Origin of the sequence: Brevundimonas sp., from assembly GCF_036676055.1 — a bacterium.
Taxonomy (GTDB): domain Bacteria; phylum Pseudomonadota; class Alphaproteobacteria; order Caulobacterales; family Caulobacteraceae; genus Brevundimonas.
On the sequence record NZ_JAKFDS010000025.1, the window covers coordinates 35,974 to 52,723 of the forward strand.

Here is a 16,750-nt window from a genome sequence, read left to right on the forward strand (position 1 = left end):
TGCCGGCTTCTCAGTGAGCGGGGGCCGCCGGCAAGGGGCCGGGATCGTTGAGCGGCGAGTCCGGCCGCGCCCGCCGCCACATCTGCCAGGCCATGACACGGCGCAGCGCCTGACGCTCCGCCCCATCGGCATAGAGGTCGAAATGCCCCTTGCCCGCCAGGTAGGTGAAGTCGGCCCGACCTCCGACCGCCTCCACAGCGGTTTGCAGATGACGCACAGACCGATCCAGGCCGAACTGATCCGCCGCGCCGACCCAGACATGCAGCTTGTCGTCGAGATCGCGCCCTTGGGCCGGCCACTGGCGACGGACCAATTGCGATACGTCCCAATTCTCGCGCCAGTGCCGGGCCACCGCAGGATCAACCTCGCCGGTCAGGCGGTCGTAAAGAGGCATCGGCAAGCCATTGTCCCCGCGCGGCGAGAACACGGCCTCGAAGGACGAAGCCTGGCCGCCGTAGTCCCCCAGAACCGCCTCCATCCGCCCCATTTCAGATATGACCCGGGCGTCGGGCTGCGTGATATCGACGCCTTCGAAATCGGTGAAGTCCGTGATGTCGGGCGCGCTGATCCAGGCGCCGCCGAAGGTCGCGGGATAGTTGACCTGCAGCCAGAGCATCGCCCAGCCGCCGGATGAATGACCCATGAGGAAGCGGCTCGCCGGGCCTCCATCGACCCGATAGCGGCTTTCCAGATCGGGGATCAACTCGCGGGTCAGCGCCGTCTCCCACGGCCCGTTGTTGACGCTGTCGGCGAACTCATGGGTTCCGAAAGGGCCGCTCTGATCCAGCAGAACCCAGATCATCGGCGGCAGACGCCCCGCATGGGTTGCGGTCAGGATGCCGACCGCCGAGTCGCTCAACGACGTCATTCCTGCCGTGAACCCGTGGGTGAAGTAGACGACCGGATACCGCTCGTCCCCGCCGTCATAGGCTTCGGGAGTGACGACCAGCCCCCGCATCGTCACAGGCCGCCCCTGGAAGGCGCTCAGAGCAGGGCTGATGAACTCGAATGGCTTGATCCGGGCGTCGACGATCGCGCGATCCTCAGCGCTCATGATGGGCCCGCGCGCCGACTCCCACAGACCGTATTCCGGCACGGTTTCAGACAGGCGCAGGATCGGCGTGTCACCGGTCCCGGGCAGGCTGATCCGGGTCACAGGCGAAATCAGGTCGCCTCCGTCCGGACCGCCCCGGTAGGCGTAGTTGTGATCGCGATCGAGCACGGCCTGCACCCAGTAGTCGCCGGGGGCGAGATCGGCCATCGAGCCCGGATAGGCCAGGTCGTCTCCGTCCACGCCGGTCCGCGCGCCCGCGGACAGGCCAGGGATTTCGCGCGCGGCCACGAAGTTGTCCTTCTTGAAGAACGGGTCAGCGGAAACCGCCTGCGGCGCTTCGGCGCCCGGCGCACCCGCCCGCTCGGCGAAAAGCAGCAGACGACCGGGGCCTGTCGCATCCAAGGCCTCGATCTCCACCCTGGATCGGGCCTCTTGCGCCCAGGCCGGCGAAGTGAGCGCGAGGCCCAGGGCGACGCTGGTGAGAAGGCGGCGAACCATGGTGAAGCTCCGTTCGGACGGCAAGCTAGGGGGTCGCCCGACAGTTCCTCAAGTGAAGGATCGGTAAGCTCGCTGACGTCAGCGGCCTATGCAGCCGCCTTCGCCGCGATCACCCTGAGCACCGCATCCGCCGCAATCTCGGACGGGTCCCTGCCCTCACGACCCATCAGGTCCAACGCCGCCGTCTGGCGGGCGGCCTGATCGAGGCGCGCCCCGGGGTCCGCGAGCAGGCGCCCGACTTCGGCCGCCAGCTTCTCCGGCGTGGCGTCGTTCTGGATCAGCTCGCGGGCGATCTCCTCGTCCGCCGCGTGGTTGAACAGGGTCGCGTATTTGCCGGTGAAGAACGGCTTCATGATCGCATAGCTGAGCGGCTGGAAGCGGTAGGAAATGACCATGGGCGCGCCGGCCAGCGCCAGTTCGGTGGAGACCGTGCCGCTGGTGGCCAGGGCCACGGTGGCGGCCTTCATGGCCGAGTATTTCTCGGCCTCGGGGACCAGATGGGCGCGGAACGGCCACGACGCGACCTCGGCTGTGACACGGTCGGCCACGGCCCCGGCCGCCACCACGGCGACCTCGAGCGCGGGGTCGGCCTTCTTGAGGCGCGCCACGGCGGCCTCGTAGACCGGGGTCATCAGGCGGATCTCGGACGGGCGACTGCCCGGCAGGACCAGCAGCAGGGGCGCGGCGGCGGCGATGCCGCGCGAAGACCGGAAGGCGGCGGGGTCGGCCCCGCTCATGTCGACGTGCAGCGCCTGCGAGCCCACGACCGTCGTCGGCAGCCCCTCGCGCTCGAACCACGGCGCGTCGAAGGCGTAGAGGGCGAGGAGGTGGTCGACCGAGGCCGCCAGCGTCTTCGCCCGGCCCGGGCGCGAGGCCCAGACCTGCGGACCGACGTATTTGATCAGAGGGACGTCAGGCAGAACGGCGCGGATCGCCTTCGCCACCCGGATGGTGAAGCCCCAGCTGTCGATCAGGACCACGGCGTCGGGGCGTTCGGCGACCGCAAGAGCCGCGGTGTCGGCGACCCGCCGTTTCACAACCCCATAGGCCTTCAGGCCCTCCAGCCAGCCCAGGACAGACAGGTCGGTGATGTCGAACGGGCTGGCGACGCCGGCCTCGGCCATCTTCGCCCCGCCGACGCCGACGAAGACCACATCTTGGCCCAGACGCGCCTTGAGCGCATCCGCCAGACCGGCCCCGAGCGCGTCGCCCGAGGCTTCGGCCGCGACCAGCATGACCTTGAGGGGCCGGCTCACCGGGTTTCGCCCCAGACGAACAGCCCCAATCGGTCGGCGGCTTCCACGATGGCTGCATGGTCGATCAGGATCAGCTTGCCGGCGACGCCGCCGACGCCCGCCAGGCCGGCGGCGGCGGCCAATTCGATCGTCCGGGCCCCCATCACCGGCATGTCGACGCGAAGGTCCTGGATCGGCTTCGGAGCCTTACCCAAGGCCCCCTTGCGGTCGACCGGCGATCCGCGCAGGTCTGAAGGAAGGGCCGCGACCCGGGCCAGCATGGCGTCGGTGCCCTCCTGGGCCTCAACCGCCAAGACCAAGCCGTCGCACACGACCGCCCCCTGACCGATGTCGAGTTCTCCGGCCTTTTCCGCGACGTGTAGCGCTTTCCTCAGATCTTGAATCTGTTCAGGCGTGGGTATGATCGCCCCCAGCGCGCCGGACGGCAGCGTCTCCCCACCGAGGATGTCGTCAGCTCCCTCGATGGCGTAGCCCTCGCCCTCGAACACCGACAGAATCTTGCGCAGCAAGGCGTCGTCGCCCTTGGCCGCCTCGGCGATGATGCCGGGCAGCAGGGTCATGCCCTTGAAGTCGGGCTTCAGCGCCTTGAAGTCGGGGCGGCTGACCGTGCCGGCGAAACAGACCGCCTCGCAACCGGCCTTCTTCAGCGCCGAAAGCACCCGGCCGATCTCGGCCATGCCCGCGTCGACGCCCGGATAGCGCGCCAGATGGGGATCGGCGAACCCCGCCAGCCGCACCACGAACACCGGGCGGCCCTCGGCCTCGCAGCGGGCGGCGACCGAGAGCGGCAGAGCCCCGCCCCCGGCGATCAGGCCCAGCTTGCCCGTCATCGTTCCGGCAGGGCGACGGGGCGCCGGGTGTCTTCACGGATGAAGGCGATGATCTCCTGGATTTCGGGCAAGTCCGCATAGGTCGCGGCCGCGGCGTCCAGCCGGGCGGAGAACACGCCCTCACCTTCGAAGATATCGCGATAGGCGGCCAGCAGGCGGCGGATCTCGTCCTTGCCATAGCCCTTGCGCTTCAGGCCGATCAGGTTGAGCCCGTGCAGGCGCACATGGTTGCCCCAGGCCGAACCATAGGGGATCACATCGCGGGTCACGGCCGACAGGCCGCCGACGATGGCCCCCTGCCCGATCCGTCCGAACTGGTGTACCGCCGCCAGCCCGCCGAGGAAGACGCGATTTCCAACCCGGGCGTGGCCGCCCAGGGTGGCGTTATTGGCGAAGGTGACGTTGTCGCCCACGATGCAGTCGTGGCCGACGTGGGCGCCGGTCATAAACAGGCCGCTCGAGCCGATCGTGGTCAACTTCCGGTCGCCCGGCGTGCCGCGATTGAAGGTGCAGTGCTCGCGAATGGTGTTGTTTTCACCGATCTCCAGCGCCACCGGCTCGCCCTTGTAGCCGCCGTGCTGCGGGTCGCCGCCGAGGAGGCAGAACGGGTGGATGGTCGTTCCGGCCCCGACCGTGGTGTCCTGCTGGATCACGACATGGGCGGCGACCCGGACGCCATCGCCCAGCGCCACATTGGGTCCGACGATCGTCCAGGGCCCGATCTCGACGCCCTCACCCAGCCGCGCGGCAGGGTCGATCTGGGCTGTCGGATGGATCGCCATCAGGCGGCCGGCTGGTCGACGGTGACCACCATCGCGGCGAAGTCCGCCTCGGCGGCCAGCTTGCCGTCGATGAAAGTCTCGCCGCGGAATTTGAAGATGTCGCCGCGCTGCTTCGTGACCACCACCTTCATATGCAGCTGGTCGCCCGGGCGGGCCGGTTTGCGGAAGCGGACGCCATCAATCGACATGAACATGATGATTTTGCCCTCGACCGAAACGTCGAGGGTCTTGGACATCATCAGCGCCCCCGTCTGGGCCATGGCCTCAACGATCATCACACCCGGCATCACCGGATCGATCGGGAAATGGCCCGGGAAGAAGGGCTCGTTATGGCTGACGTTCTTGATGCCGGTGATCGAGGTCCCCGGCACGAAGTCCATGGCCTTGTCGACGAGAAGGAAGGGATAGCGGTGCGGCAGGCGCCGCATCACCTCCGCGTAGTCGATGGTCCCCCCGGCTGCCGTTGCGTCACTCATTCCCGGTCTTCCCTGCACGTGCCTTTCCGGACGCCTGTTTGGCGAGCCAGATCGCTTCACGCAAGAACTGTCGCAGGGGTTTCGCCGGATAGCCGGACCAGGTCTCGCCGGCCGGGACGTTCTGGAGCACGCCGGCCCCGGCGGCGACCCGGGCGCCCTCGCCGATGCTGAGATGATCGCCCACGCCCGCCTTGCCGCCGAACATGACGCCGTCGCCGACCGTCACCGACCCCGACAGCCCTGTCTGGGCGGCCATCAGGCAGTTGCGGCCGATCACGCAATTGTGGCCGATCATGCAGAGGTTATCGATCTTGGTGTTCTCGCCGATCACCGTGTCGTCGTAGGCCCCGCGGTCGATGGTGGTGTTCGCGCCGACGCTGACGCCGTCCTGCAGGATCACCCGGCCCAGCTGGGGGATGTCGATGGGTCCCGTGCGCGACCCAGCCGCGCCGAACCCGGGTTCGCCGATCCGGGCGCCGGACAGGACGCGGACCCGATCGCCGATCAGGGCGAAGCCGAGGCTGACGTTGGCGCCGATCACGCAGTCGCGGCCGATCTGGACGCCCGGGCCGACCACGGTGTTGGCGCCGACGCGGCTGCCGCGGCCGATGCGGGCCCCGGCGCCGAGAACCACGCCGGGCTCGAGCACGACCGAGTCGTCTTCAACCACCTCGGGCGCCGCCACGGCGCGGTCGAGGGGGATGGGTCGGTGAAACAGGAGCGACGCCCGGGCCCAGGACGCCTGGGCCTCGCCAGAGACGATCACCGCCGCCCCGGCAGGCACCGCCTCGACTGCCGACGGCGGGACGATGATGCAACCGGCGCCGGAGTCGGTCAGCATCGGCAGGAAGCGGCGATCGCCGAGAAAGGCCACGTCGCCGGCTCCGGCGGTCGCCAATGGCGCAACGGCGGAGACCAACCGGTCTCCGCCGCGCGCGACGTCTGCGCCGATACGGCTCGCGAGTTCGCCGACCGTCAGAGTCGGCAGCGCCTCGAAGAACCGCGCATCGGGGCCTCGGCCCATATTACTGAGCCGGTTGAGCCGGAACCGCCATACGCGAGAAGGCCGGCAGGGTCGGCAGGGCCGCGTTCAGGCGCTGGATGGCCGTCTCGGTCAGATCCATCTGCGGGTTGGCCCGCATCACGGCGTCGGCGCTCAGCAGGATGCCGCAGCCACGCTCGGTGTAGAGCGCCTGCAGGATCGGATCGGTCGCCTGACCGATCTGCTGCTGCTGATAGGCGAGAGTGTAGCGCAGTTCACCGGTGCGGGTCTGACGCAGGGTTTCGAACTCGCGGTAGCGGGTTTCGAGGGCCTGGGCGCGCTGCTGGAGTTGGTCCTGCGGGATGGTCGCCTGACCCTGCTGCAGGGCTTGGCCTTCCGTCTGGATGAACTGCTCATAGGGAGACAGTTCGGCCTGCACTTCCTGTTGCAGGCGCTGCAGGCCGGTGACCAGCGACTGGCCGGCGGTCGACTGGGCCATCAGGCGGTCGTGGTGATAGATGCAGACGCCAGGGATGGCCGGGCCGAAATTCTGGTCCTGGGCGGCCGCAGCCGAGCCGGCCAGCATGGCGAGGGAGAAGGCGCCTAAAGCGAGGATTTTCATCGTTGTGCCTTTGAGCGGGCCAGGGGCCCGTCGGTTAGAACTGGGTTGAAGTCGAGAAGCGGAAGGTCTCGGTCTTGTCGTAGTCTTCACTGCCGAGAATGTGGCTGAGGTCGAAGCGGATCGGGCCCATGGGCGAGCGCCAGTGGATGCTGACGCCGGCGGACGCCCGCAGGGCCAGGTCATCGACGATACGGGTGCTGGGGTTGCCGTTGGCGTCCAGGGTGTAGCGGTCGTCGAGCGCCCCGACGGTGCCGACATCGGTGAACAGCGAGGTCCGGATGCCATACTCTTCCGGCAGGCCGTTCGGGACTGTCAGCTCCATCGTACCGATGACGTAGAAATTGCCGCCCAAGGCGTCCGTGGTGTTCAGGTCGCGCGGCCCGATGCCGGCCGTCTCGAAGCCGCGGAAGCTGTTGCCGCCCTTGAAGAAGCGGTCATTGATCCGGATCGGATCGCCGCCCCAGCCCGACACATAGCCGGTCGAGGCGGAGGTGCTGACCACCCAGCTCGGCGTGATGCCCCAGTAGGCCGAGACCTCAGCCTCCGTCTTCACATAGTTCACATCGCCGCCGATGCCGGCGAAGTCCTGGATCAGTCGGCCTGTCCAGCCGCGGGTCGGTCGGATCGGGTCGTTGCGGCGGTCGACGAACAGGGTGTAGCCCGCCGACGAGTTCAGGAATGATCCGACCTGGTCGCACAAGGCGGTCGAGCCGCCCCCGGCCCCGCTGCAGAAATTGGTCGGGACGATGATTTCGTCCGCCTTGAGGAAGTAGCGCGTGCTGAACAGGGTGTAGGCGTTCAGCGGATAGGACAGGCGCACGCCGCCGCCCGTCGAGCGGTAGTCGTACGAGGAATATTCGCTCAGATCGTAGCGCGAGTGGAAGGCGTCGAAGCCGGCCCGGAGGTCGCGGCCGAGGAATTTCGGCTCCGTGAAGCGGAAATCGATCTGCTGGCGCAGCGACCCCCACTCGACCCGGGCGACGACATTCTGGCCGCGGCCGCGGAAGTTGCGCTCGGTGATGCCCAGGTTGACTACGAAAGAGTCGACCGAGCTGAAGCCGGCGCCGACGGACAGTTCGCCGGTCGGCTGTTCCTGCACGGTGACGTTGACGATCGAGCGGTCGGGCGCCGAGCCGCGCGCTTCCTCGACGGTCACGTCCTTGAAGAAGCCGAGACCGCGGAGGTTATTGCGCGACCGCTCCAGCAGGGTGCGGTTGAAGGCGTCGCCCTCGGTCAGCATCATCTCACGGCGGATGACGTTGTCGAGCGTGCGGGTGTTGCCGATGATGTTGATGCGGTCCACGTAGACCCGCTGGCCCTCGCGAACATTGAAGGTGACGTCGACGGTGTCGGTCTCGGGGTTCGCCCGATACGACGGCTCGATCTCGACGAAGGCGTAGCCGGCCGAGCCCGCCGCGAAGGTCAGGGCGTCCACCGCAGACTCGATCTTGTCGCTCTCGTAGAGCTGGCCCGTGCGGATGGGCAGCAGCAGCTTGAGGAAGTCCGGGTTCAGCCGGTCGTTCTCGGTGACCACCTCGACCGTGCCGAAATTGTAGCGGTCGCCCTCGTCGACGGTGATGGTGATGCCGAAGGCGCTGTCGTCAGGGGCCAGTTCGGCGATCGCCGACAGGACGCGGAAGTCGTAGTAGCCGCGGTTGGTGTAGAATTTCCGCAGCTGTTCCCGGTCGTAGTCGAGACGGTTGGGGTCGTAGTTGTCGTTGGAGCTGAAGAACTGCCACCACTGCGACCGCTTGGTGACCATCACCTCCTGCAGGTCGCCGTCCGAGAAGGCCGTGTTGCCGAGGAAGGTGATGGCGCGCACGCCGGTTTCCGGGCCCTCGTCGATCTCGAAGACGACGTCGACGCGGTTCTGGTCCAACTGGACCAGCTTGGGCGTGACGGTGGCCGAGATACGGCCGGACAGGCGGTACAGCTCGACGATCTTGCCGACGTCCTCCTGCACCCGGGCGCGGGTGTAGATGCCGCGCGGACGCAGGGTCACTTCCTCGCGCAGCTTGGTCTCGGCGATGGCGCCGTTCCCCTCGAACACGACCTGGTTGATGATCGGGTTCTCGACGATCTCGACGACCAGGTCCCCGTTCGGCTGAACGCCAAGCTGGACGTCAGCGAACAGCTGGGTGCGGGTCAGGGTGCGAACCGCCACGTCCAGAACCGCGTCATCGACCGGGTCGCCCGGCTGGATCGGCAGATAGGACAGGATGGTGGTCTGGTCGATGCGCTGGTTGCCGCGCACCAGGATGCGGTTGACCACCAACCGCTCCTGCGCCGCCGGCTGCTGCGCCGCGGGCGCATCCTGGATCACCACGGTCGGTTCCGGCGTCTGGGCCAGGGCCGGGCCACACAGGCCGGCCGCGACGGCGAGGGCCAGCAAGCTCGGGCTCAGGCCGCGGGCGAAACGAAGGGCGGACGCGTCTTGTCGGATCATGCGGGAAACCATCGGGGGCTGGCGTCGGCTCGTCATGCGAGCCCGCCGAGGAAGGTGAACAGGCCGTTTTTCTGCAGGTCGTTCCAGGTGGCGAACAACATCAATCCCGCCAGCAAAGCAAGACCGACGCGGTATCCGACTTCCTGAACGCGCGCGGGGACTGGCCTGCGCGCAACAACTTCATAGCCGTAGAACAGAAGGTGCCCCCCGTCGAGAACCGGAATCGGCAGCAGATTCACGATGCCGATGCCGATCGACACCAGCGCGGCGAAGCTGAGGAAGGTCAGGGCGAGGTTGCGGGCCATCACAGCGGGGGCCGGATCGGCCTCGACCGCCAGACGGGTCACCCCGCCGGCCGCCTTGGCGATCCCGATCGGGCCGTTGAGCAAATCGCCCGATTCCTTGCCGATGAAGATCCGGCCGATATAGGTCGCCGTGGTGCCAACCGTCTCGCCAATGGTCTCGGCCCCACGGCCGGCCGCCTCGATCGGATTGAGGCGGCGGAAGCGGTAGTCGCTGCTGACGAGTGGACCCAGGCCCAGGCCAATACGGGCAATGCGCACCCGACCGGCGATCTCATCATTCTCGAGGCGGCGCTCGGGCGTCGCCGTCAGTGTCACCGGGCCGCCTGCCCGTTCGACGGTGAAGGTGAGAGGATCGCCTGCGCTCATCACCACCAGGCGGGTGACGTCCGCGTCCTCGATCACCGGGCGGCCGTTGACCGCAACGATCAGATCGCGCGGCTGGAAGCCCGCGGCGGCCGCCGGCGTGCCCTCGACCACGTTGAGGACCCGTGGCGCGACGATGCGCTCACCGACGACGCTGAACAGGACGGTGAACAGCGCCATGGCCAGCACGAAATTCGCCGCCGGGCCCGCCGCCACGATCAGCGCACGCTGCCAGATGGGCTTGAAGTGAAAATAGTCGCGCTCGGCGCCCGGACCGCTCTCGGCGATGACGCGCTGGCGCAGTTCGGCCAGACCCGCCTCGTCCGGCACGCTGGAAGCGTCCAGGTCGCCCGAGAATTTGACGTAACCGCCAAGCGGGAGCCAGGCGAGCCGCCACTCGGTCCCGCGGCGGTCGACGCGGCTGATGATGGTCTTGCCGAATCCGATGGAGAACCGGTCGATCTTCACGCCAAATGCGCGCGCGACAAGGAAGTGACCCAGTTCGTGGATGGTGACGATGAACGTCAGCACCAGCAGGAACGGCACGATGTAGAGCAGCGCCTGGCCCAGGAAGCCCGTCATGCCGATATGAAACCCTCCGCCGTTCAGGCCGCCGCGGCCAGACCCCGAACGATCGACTCCGCCACCCGCCGCGCCTGCTCGTCTACGGCCAGGGCCGCATCGCAGGCGTTGCGGGAACCGGAATCCACCCCCGAGGCCGTCACGCGCGACAAGGTGTCGGCGACGACTGCGGCAATATTGAGAAAGGCCAGGCGACGGTCAAGAAATGCGAGGGCCGCGACCTCGTTGGCTGCGTTGAACACGATCGGCGCCGCACCGCCCGCGCGCAGCGCCTCGCGGGCCAGCTTGAGCGCGGGAAATCGCGTCTCGTCCGGGGCCTCAAACGTCAGCCGCCCAAGCGCGGCCAGATCCAGCTTCGGCGCCGACCAGGCGATCCGGTCCGGCCAGGCCAGGGCGCAGGCGATCGGCGTCTTCATATCCGGCGGCCCCATCTGGGCCAGCGTCGAGCCGTCGATGTATTCGACCATGCTGTGAATGATCGATTCCGGATGCACCACGACATCGATGCGATCCGCGGGCATGGCGAACAGATAGGCGGCCTCGATCGCTTCCAGACCCTTGTTGGCCATGGTGGCGCTGTCGACCGAGATCTTGGCGCCCATGCTCCAGTTGGGATGGGCCACGGCCTGTTCCGGCGTGATTCCGACCAGCGCCTCGCGCGGCGTGGTGCGGAACGGGCCCCCGGACGCGGTCAGGACCAATTTTTCGACCTGATGCGGCGCATCGTGCGGGAACACCTGAAAGATCGCCGAATGCTCGGAATCGACCGGAATCAGGCGCCCGCCCGCGCGCCGAACCCGCTCGATCAGGGCCGGGCCGCAGCACACGAGGCTTTCCTTGTTGGCCAGCGCCAGGGTGGCCCCTGTATCCGCCGCCGCCCACGCCGAACGCAGTCCCGCGGCGCCGACGATAGCAGCCATGACCCAGTCGGCGGGGCGGGCGGCGGCCTCGATGACCGCCCCCTCCCCGGCCGCGGCCTCGACCCCGGTTCCCGCCAGCGCCTGCCGCAGTTCGTCGAGGCGGGCCGGATCGGCCGTGACCGCCAGCTTCGGCTTCCAACGCCGGGCCTGCTCGGCCAGCCGGGTGATATTGGCCCCGCCTGTCAGGGCCTCAACCTCGAAGACGCCGGTCCCGCCCGCCTCGGCCTGCTCCATCAGCTCCAGCGTCGAGGTTCCGACCGAACCGGTCGAGCCGAGGACCGTCACACGGCGCCGAATCACGCGCCTGCCCCGAAGGTCACGAACAGCAGCCGCCCGCAGGCCACGACGACGACCGCGAACATCAGCCCGTCGACCCGGTCCAGGAGTCCGCCGTGACCGGGTATCAACTTGCCCGCGTCCTTGACCCCGTAACGACGCTTGAGCGCCGATTCCCACAGGTCGCCCGCCATGGTGGCGAGGGCCGCGGCGAGGCCGAGGACGGCGCCCCACGCAGGGCCGATGCCGAGATCCAGCCACGTCGCCAGCAGGGCGCCGGCGCCGGTGCCGGCCGCCAGGCCGCCGATGAAGCCGGACCAGGTCTTGTTCGGTGAGAAGCGCGGCCACAGCTTGCGACCGCCGATCAGGCTGCCGACCAGATAGGCCATGATGTCGGAGGCCCAGGCGATGACGAAGGCGGACACCGTCCAGGCGAGGCCGCTGGCCGAGGAACCGTCCCGGAGCCAGATCAGCAGCACGGCCGGCCAGCCGAGATAGAGCACGCCATAGGCCGCATCCAGCGCCTCCTGGCCCCGGCTGCGGGCGAACAGGCCCGCAGCGGCGGCGCAGAAAACCAGCATGACCAGCGAGAGCGACAGCTGTTCGACGTGGGCCGAGATCACCGCCGCGAACAGGCCGAAGGCGACCGCGCCGGCCATCAGCCGCCACGCCGTCGCCGCGCTCATCATCGCCCACTCAACCGCCAGCAAGGCGCACGCCAGCAGCATCAGGGTGAGGAACCAGAGTCCGCCCGCCCAGATGCCGAGTACCGCCGCCGGCGCCAGCACGATGGCCGACGCAGCTCGCAGGCCAATATCGCCGGCTCGAACCGCCATCAGCCGGCCGCTAGCGCAGCTGTGGACGACAGGCCGCCGAAGCGCCGGTCGCGGTTGCGGTACTGTTCGACGACGTCGGCCAGCGCCTCCGCTCCGTAGTCCGGCCACAGCACCTGCTGAAACACCAGTTCAGCGTAGGCGGCCTCCCACAGCAGGAAGTTCGACAGCCGCTGCTCGCCGGAGGTGCGCACGATGACGTCCACAGGCGGGCCGCCGGCGGTGGACAGGCCCATGCCGAGCGTCTCCTCGTCGAGGGGGCCGACCGCCTCCCCGGCCAGCACCCGTTCGACGTGACGTTGGGCGGCGTCGACGATGTCGGCCCTGCCGCCGTAGTTGAACGCCACTTGCAGGAGGAATTTGTCGTTGTGGGCGGTGCTCGCCTCGGTCTGCTCGACGATCCGGGCGATGTCGGCCGGCAATCCCGCCCGGCGGCCGAGGATTCTGACCCGGACGCCCTCTCGCGCCAGCCGCTTCAGATCGCTGGCGACGTAGGAGCGAACCAGTCCCATCAGGTCGGACACTTCTTCGGCCGGGCGCCGCCAGTTCTCGGTCGAGAAGCCGAACACCGTCAGGCAGCGGATGCCGAGGGCCGGCGCCGCCTGCACCGTGCGCTTCAGCGCCTGCACGCCCTCGCGATGGCCCATGGCCCGCGGCAAGCCGCGCGCCTGCGCCCAGCGGCCATTGCCGTCCATGATCAGGGCGACGTGGCGCGGCCCGTCCGACGCGGGCTGGGGATCAAGGGGTTCGACGGGCATGACCGGCGCGTATCCTACGGCAAAACGCGCCGTCAAACCTGCATGATCTCAACTTCCTTGGCCTTCAAGGTCTCGTCGATCCGTTTGATGGCCGCATCAGTGTCCTTCTGGACCTCGGCTTCCATCTTCTTCTGCTCGTCCTGGCTTATCTCGGAGGCCTTTTCGGCCTTCTTCAGATCGTCATTGGCGTCGCGGCGGACGTTGCGGACGGCGATCTTCTGCTGCTCGGCGTATTTGCCGGCCAGCTTGGCCAGGTCCTTGCGACGCTCCTCCGTCAGGGGCGGGACCGGAATGCGCAGGGTCTGGCCATCGACGATCGGGTTCAGACCCAGGCCGGCGGCGCGGATGGCCTTCTCGACGGGCGTCACCATGCTCTTGTCCCAGACGCTGACCGAAATCATGCGGGGCTCGGGCACGCTGATGGCGGCGACGGCATGCAGGGGCGACATCGAGCCATAAGCCTCGACCTGGACCGGCTCCAGCAGGCCGGCGTTGGCGCGGCCGGTCCGCAGGCCCGCGAACTCCTCGCGCAAGGCGCCGACCGCCTTGTCCATACGGTCGCGATAGGTCTTGAGATCAGGCTTGGCCATTGTCTTTTCTCTCGTTCTCGAAGGACTTGTCAGGCTGATTTAGCTTTGGACGTGATGACCGTGAAGGTGCCTTCGCCGGTCAGGGTCTTGCGCAGCGAGCCGTCCTCGCGGATCGAGAACACCACGATCGGAATGCCCGAGTCCCGCATCAGGGCGATCGCCGAGGCGTCCATGACCTTGAGGTCCTTCGCCAGAACGTCGTGATAGGTCAGGGTGTCGTAGCGGGTCGCCGAGGCGTCCTTCTTGGGGTCGGCGGTGTAGACGCCGTCCACGCTGGTGCCTTTCAGCAGGGCGTCGCAGCCCATTTCGGCGGCGCGCAGGGCGGCCCCCGAGTCGGTCGTGAAGAAGGGCGCGCCGACCCCGGCGGCGAAGATCACCACCCTGCCCTTCTCGAGATGGCGCAGGGCCCGGCGGCGGACATAGGGCTCGGCCACCGCGTTCATGGTCAGGGCGCTCTGCACCCGGGTCTGGACCCCGATCTTCTCCAGCGCCGCCTGCATGGCCAGGGCGTTCATCACCGTGGCCAGCATGCCCATGTAGTCGGCGGTGGCCCGGTCCATATCGCCGGCGGCCTTGCTCAGCCCCCGGAAGATGTTGCCGCCGCCGATGACGAGGCAGATCTCCACGCCCTCGCGGGCCACCTGGGCCACCGCCTCGGCCACGGTGGCGACCGTCTTCATGTCGATGCCGTAGGCCTGATCGCCCATCAGCACCTCGCCCGACACCTTCAGCAGGACGCGCTTGTAGCGAAACTCGGGCGGGGCGTCGGGCATGGGAGGTCCTTGGGGCGTCAGGCGCGGATTCGGCTCCTTATAGAAAGGCCGACCGTGGGTTCAAAGCCTCAGGATGATTGTCTCGACGATCGGACGCCGATCCCAGATCTGCTGGCTGGCCTTCTTCAGGGCCCGCGAGACGGCCTGTTCGATGACCAGTTCGTCATCCAGCGCCTCGCCCTTCAGCTTCATCACCGCCGCCTCGGCCCGCTCGGCCAGGTCGTCGAGAGCATCCCCCAGCGGCGATTCCGCGTCCCCCGGCAGGCCGATGGCGCGCACGTCGATGTCGCTGACGATCTTGCCGCGCTTGTCCATGGCGAAGCTGACGATCAGCACGCCGTTGGTCGAGGCGTGGCGACGCTCGTGCAGGGCCTCGCCCTGTTCAGTGACCAGACGCCCGCCATCGACATAGAGACGGCCGTTCGGCACCTCGTCGATGATGGCCGCGGGTCCGGGCGCCAGACGCACCATGTCGCCGTTGCGGGGGGTCACCGTCTCGGGCACGCCGATATCCTTGGCCAGGTTGGCGTGTTCGGCCAGGTGGCGGCGCATGCCGTGGGTCGGCACGGCGATCTTCGGGCGGGCCCAGGCGTACATCTGACGCAGCTCCTCGCGGCACGGGTGGCCGGAGACGTGGATGCCGGGGTGGTCCTTCTCGGTGTAAATCCGCACCCCGCGGTCGGTCAGCTTGTCCTGCAGACGGCCGATCGACAACTCGTTGCCCGGGATGACCCGCGACGAGAAGATGCAGTGATCGCCCTTGCTCAGCTTGATGTACGGGTGGGTACCCTCGGCCACCCGGGACAGGGCCGCGCGGGCCTCGCCCTGACTGCCGGTGCACAGATACAGGATCTCGTCGGCCGGCCAGACCCGGGCCTCCTGTTCGGACAGGAAGGGCTTGATGTCCTGCATCATGCCGACGTGCTTGGCGGCCGAAGTGATGCGATGCATCGACCGGCCCGCCAGCGACACGCGCCGTCCGGCGGCCTCGGCCGCGCGGATGACGCTGTCCATGCGCGCCACGTTCGAGGCGAAGCAGCCGACGGCGACGCGGCCCTTCAGACCTCCGATCAGTTCCGCCAGGGCGTCGCGCACCGTGCCCTCGGATCCGGCCACGCCTTCGACGAACACATTGGTGGAATCGCAGACCATGGCCAGCACGCCTTCGTCGCCGAGGCGGCTGATGGCGCCGGCGTCGGTGACCTCGCCGACGATCGGCTCGTCGTCGATCTTCCAGTCGCCGGTGTGCAGCACTGTGCCCAGGGGCGTGCGGATCGCCAGACCGTTCGGCTCGGCGATCGAATGGGTCATGGTGATGAAGTCGACCGTGAACGGCCCGAGATCGACCGTGCCGCCCAGCGGCACCTCGATGATCTCGACCTGGTCGAGGATGCCCGCCTCGCGCAGCTTCTCGCGGATCAGGAAGGCGGTGAAGGGCGTGGCGTACAGCGGCGCCTTCATCCGGCTCCACAGCCAGCCGAGCGCCCCGATATGGTCCTCATGGGCGTGCGTCAGGACGATGCCGCGGATGGTTTCGCCCTCAAGGAAGGCGGGATCGGGCACGATCACATCGACGCCGGGCGTCGACAGGTCGCCGAAGGTCACGCCCACGTCGACGATCAGCCACTGGCGGTTCGCTTCCGGCCCGTAGCCGTAGCAGTTCAGGTTCATACCGATCTCGCCCGACCCGCCGAGCGGGACGAAGACGAGTTCGTCGTTGGGATTCTTTTTCATACGTCCTTGATGTGGGTGTTCCGCCGCCAGATTTCGAGCAGGCCGCGGATGGTCAGGTCCGGGTCGAACCGGTCGATAGAGTTTGTCGCGCCCTCGAACAGCGAGGCGACCCCGCCGGTTCCGACGACGGTCATGGGCTTGCCCCACTCGGCCTTGATGCGGGCGACCATGCCTTCGATCAGGGCGACATAGCCCCAGAAGACGCCGGATTGCATGTTCGAGACGGTATCCTTGCCGATCACCCGTTCCGGCTTCTGGATAGCAATGCGGGGCAACATCGCGGCGGCCTCGTGCAGGGCCTGGAGGCTCAGATTGATGCCGGGCGCGATGGCTCCGCCCTCGAAGGCGCCGTCGGCGGCCACCACGTCGAAGGTGGTCGCCGTGCCGCTGTCGATGATGATCAGGTCGCCGGGATAGACCAGATGCGCGCCGATGGCGTTGACCAGCCGGTCGGCGCCCGCCTCGCTCGGCTTCAGGATGCGCACCGGGATGCCGAGATCGACATTGTCGCCGATGACCAAGGGCTCGACGTTCAGGTAGCGCCGCGACAGGTTGCGCAGGTTGAAAATCGACTGCGGCACAACGCTGGATATGATGCAGCCGTCCAGCTGGCCGATCGACAGGCCGCGCATGGTCAGCAGCTGGCTGAGCCAGACGGCGTATTCGTCGG

At 68.1% G+C, this 16,750-nt stretch carries 16 protein-coding genes; all 16 read right to left on the bottom strand.

All coding sequences use genetic code 11. The annotated features are described in order from the left end of the window. Positions 1–10 precede the first annotated feature (10 nt). Positions 11–1,552 carry an alpha/beta hydrolase-fold protein gene (locus V6M45_RS04890; RefSeq protein WP_332654481.1) on the bottom strand — a complete coding sequence of 514 codons (1,542 nt, stop codon included), beginning with the start codon at positions 1,550–1,552 and terminating at the stop codon, positions 11–13. An 86-nt stretch (positions 1,553–1,638) separates the two neighbouring features. Further along, on the bottom strand, positions 1,639–2,808 hold the full coding sequence (lpxB, locus tag V6M45_RS04895) for a lipid-A-disaccharide synthase (RefSeq protein WP_332654483.1): 1,170 nt from the start codon (positions 2,806–2,808) through the stop codon (positions 1,639–1,641). Then, positions 2,805–3,638: a UDP-2,3-diacylglucosamine diphosphatase gene (lpxI, locus tag V6M45_RS04900; protein ID WP_332654485.1), complete on the bottom strand. Its 834-nt coding sequence runs from the start codon at positions 3,636–3,638 to the stop codon at positions 2,805–2,807. The genes lpxB and lpxI overlap by 4 nt, the downstream gene beginning before the upstream one ends. Beyond that, positions 3,635–4,420, bottom strand: a complete 786-nt coding sequence (gene lpxA / locus V6M45_RS04905) for an acyl-ACP--UDP-N-acetylglucosamine O-acyltransferase (RefSeq protein ID WP_332654486.1) — start codon at positions 4,418–4,420, stop codon at positions 3,635–3,637. Before lpxA ends, lpxI begins: the two co-directional genes overlap by 4 nt. Continuing rightward, entirely contained in the window at positions 4,420–4,896 is a 477-nt protein-coding gene (fabZ, locus tag V6M45_RS04910) for a 3-hydroxyacyl-ACP dehydratase FabZ (protein ID WP_332654487.1), read from the bottom strand. The genes lpxA and fabZ overlap by 1 nt, the downstream gene beginning before the upstream one ends. Further along, complete coding sequence (gene lpxD / locus V6M45_RS04915; protein WP_332654489.1) at positions 4,889–5,920, bottom strand: UDP-3-O-(3-hydroxymyristoyl)glucosamine N-acyltransferase; 1,032 nt, start codon at positions 5,918–5,920, stop codon at positions 4,889–4,891. Before lpxD ends, fabZ begins: the two co-directional genes overlap by 8 nt. Position 5,921: 1 nt before the next feature. Continuing rightward, positions 5,922–6,500, bottom strand: a complete 579-nt coding sequence (locus V6M45_RS04920; protein WP_332654491.1) for an OmpH family outer membrane protein — start codon at positions 6,498–6,500, stop codon at positions 5,922–5,924. Between the two features lie 34 nt (positions 6,501–6,534). Further along, positions 6,535–8,946, bottom strand: a complete 2,412-nt coding sequence (bamA, locus tag V6M45_RS04925) for an outer membrane protein assembly factor BamA (protein WP_332654493.1) — start codon at positions 8,944–8,946, stop codon at positions 6,535–6,537. A 32-nt stretch (positions 8,947–8,978) separates the two neighbouring features. Further along, positions 8,979–10,160: a M50 family metallopeptidase gene (locus V6M45_RS04930; RefSeq protein WP_332654494.1), complete on the bottom strand. Its 1,182-nt coding sequence runs from the start codon at positions 10,158–10,160 to the stop codon at positions 8,979–8,981. A 59-nt stretch (positions 10,161–10,219) separates the two neighbouring features. Next, complete coding sequence (dxr, locus tag V6M45_RS04935; protein ID WP_332654495.1) at positions 10,220–11,416, bottom strand: 1-deoxy-D-xylulose-5-phosphate reductoisomerase; 1,197 nt, start codon at positions 11,414–11,416, stop codon at positions 10,220–10,222. Next, entirely contained in the window at positions 11,413–12,228 is an 816-nt protein-coding gene (locus V6M45_RS04940; RefSeq protein WP_332654497.1) for a phosphatidate cytidylyltransferase, read from the bottom strand. The genes dxr and V6M45_RS04940 overlap by 4 nt, the downstream gene beginning before the upstream one ends. Then, on the bottom strand, positions 12,228–12,983 hold the full coding sequence (uppS, locus tag V6M45_RS04945) for a polyprenyl diphosphate synthase (protein ID WP_332654499.1): 756 nt from the start codon (positions 12,981–12,983) through the stop codon (positions 12,228–12,230). The genes V6M45_RS04940 and uppS overlap by 1 nt, the downstream gene beginning before the upstream one ends. 32 nt (positions 12,984–13,015) lie before the next feature. Beyond that, positions 13,016–13,573 (bottom strand): ribosome recycling factor, encoded by a 558-nt coding sequence (frr, locus tag V6M45_RS04950; protein ID WP_332654501.1) that lies wholly within the window; start codon positions 13,571–13,573, stop codon positions 13,016–13,018. Positions 13,574–13,602: 29 nt separating this feature from the next. Further along, on the bottom strand, positions 13,603–14,346 hold the full coding sequence (gene pyrH, locus V6M45_RS04955; RefSeq protein ID WP_332654503.1) for a UMP kinase: 744 nt from the start codon (positions 14,344–14,346) through the stop codon (positions 13,603–13,605). Between the two features lie 60 nt (positions 14,347–14,406). Further along, a complete protein-coding gene (locus V6M45_RS04960) occupies positions 14,407–16,080 on the bottom strand; it encodes a ribonuclease J (protein WP_332654505.1) in 1,674 nt (557 codons plus the stop codon). Beyond that, on the bottom strand, positions 16,077–16,750 hold a 674-nt coding region (locus tag V6M45_RS04965; protein ID WP_332654506.1), incomplete at its 5' end, for a type III pantothenate kinase. The genes V6M45_RS04960 and V6M45_RS04965, both read right to left, overlap by 4 nt.

Excerpts from the sequence above, each read along its gene's own strand:
- lpxA (WP_332654486.1), bottom strand. The coding sequence starts at position 4,420 with ATGGCGATCCATCCGACAGCCCAGATCGACCCTGCCGCGCGGCTGGGT.
- V6M45_RS04940 (WP_332654497.1), bottom strand. The coding sequence starts at position 12,228 with ATGGCGGTTCGAGCCGGCGATATTGGCCTGCGAGCTGCGTCGGCCATC.
- pyrH (WP_332654503.1), bottom strand. The coding sequence starts at position 14,346 with ATGCCCGACGCCCCGCCCGAGTTTCGCTACAAGCGCGTCCTGCTGAAG.
- bamA (WP_332654493.1), bottom strand. The coding sequence starts at position 8,946 with ATGATCCGACAAGACGCGTCCGCCCTTCGTTTCGCCCGCGGCCTGAGC.
- frr (WP_332654501.1), bottom strand. The coding sequence starts at position 13,573 with ATGGCCAAGCCTGATCTCAAGACCTATCGCGACCGTATGGACAAGGCG.
- lpxD (WP_332654489.1), bottom strand. The coding sequence starts at position 5,920 with ATGGGCCGAGGCCCCGATGCGCGGTTCTTCGAGGCGCTGCCGACTCTG.
- V6M45_RS04920 (WP_332654491.1), bottom strand. The coding sequence starts at position 6,500 with ATGAAAATCCTCGCTTTAGGCGCCTTCTCCCTCGCCATGCTGGCCGGC.
- V6M45_RS04960 (WP_332654505.1), bottom strand. The coding sequence starts at position 16,080 with ATGAAAAAGAATCCCAACGACGAACTCGTCTTCGTCCCGCTCGGCGGG.
- V6M45_RS04890 (WP_332654481.1), bottom strand. The coding sequence starts at position 1,552 with ATGGTTCGCCGCCTTCTCACCAGCGTCGCCCTGGGCCTCGCGCTCACT.
- lpxI (WP_332654485.1), bottom strand. The coding sequence starts at position 3,638 with ATGACGGGCAAGCTGGGCCTGATCGCCGGGGGCGGGGCTCTGCCGCTC.
- uppS (WP_332654499.1), bottom strand. The coding sequence starts at position 12,983 with ATGCCCGTCGAACCCCTTGATCCCCAGCCCGCGTCGGACGGGCCGCGC.
- fabZ (WP_332654487.1), bottom strand. The coding sequence starts at position 4,896 with ATGAGTGACGCAACGGCAGCCGGGGGGACCATCGACTACGCGGAGGTG.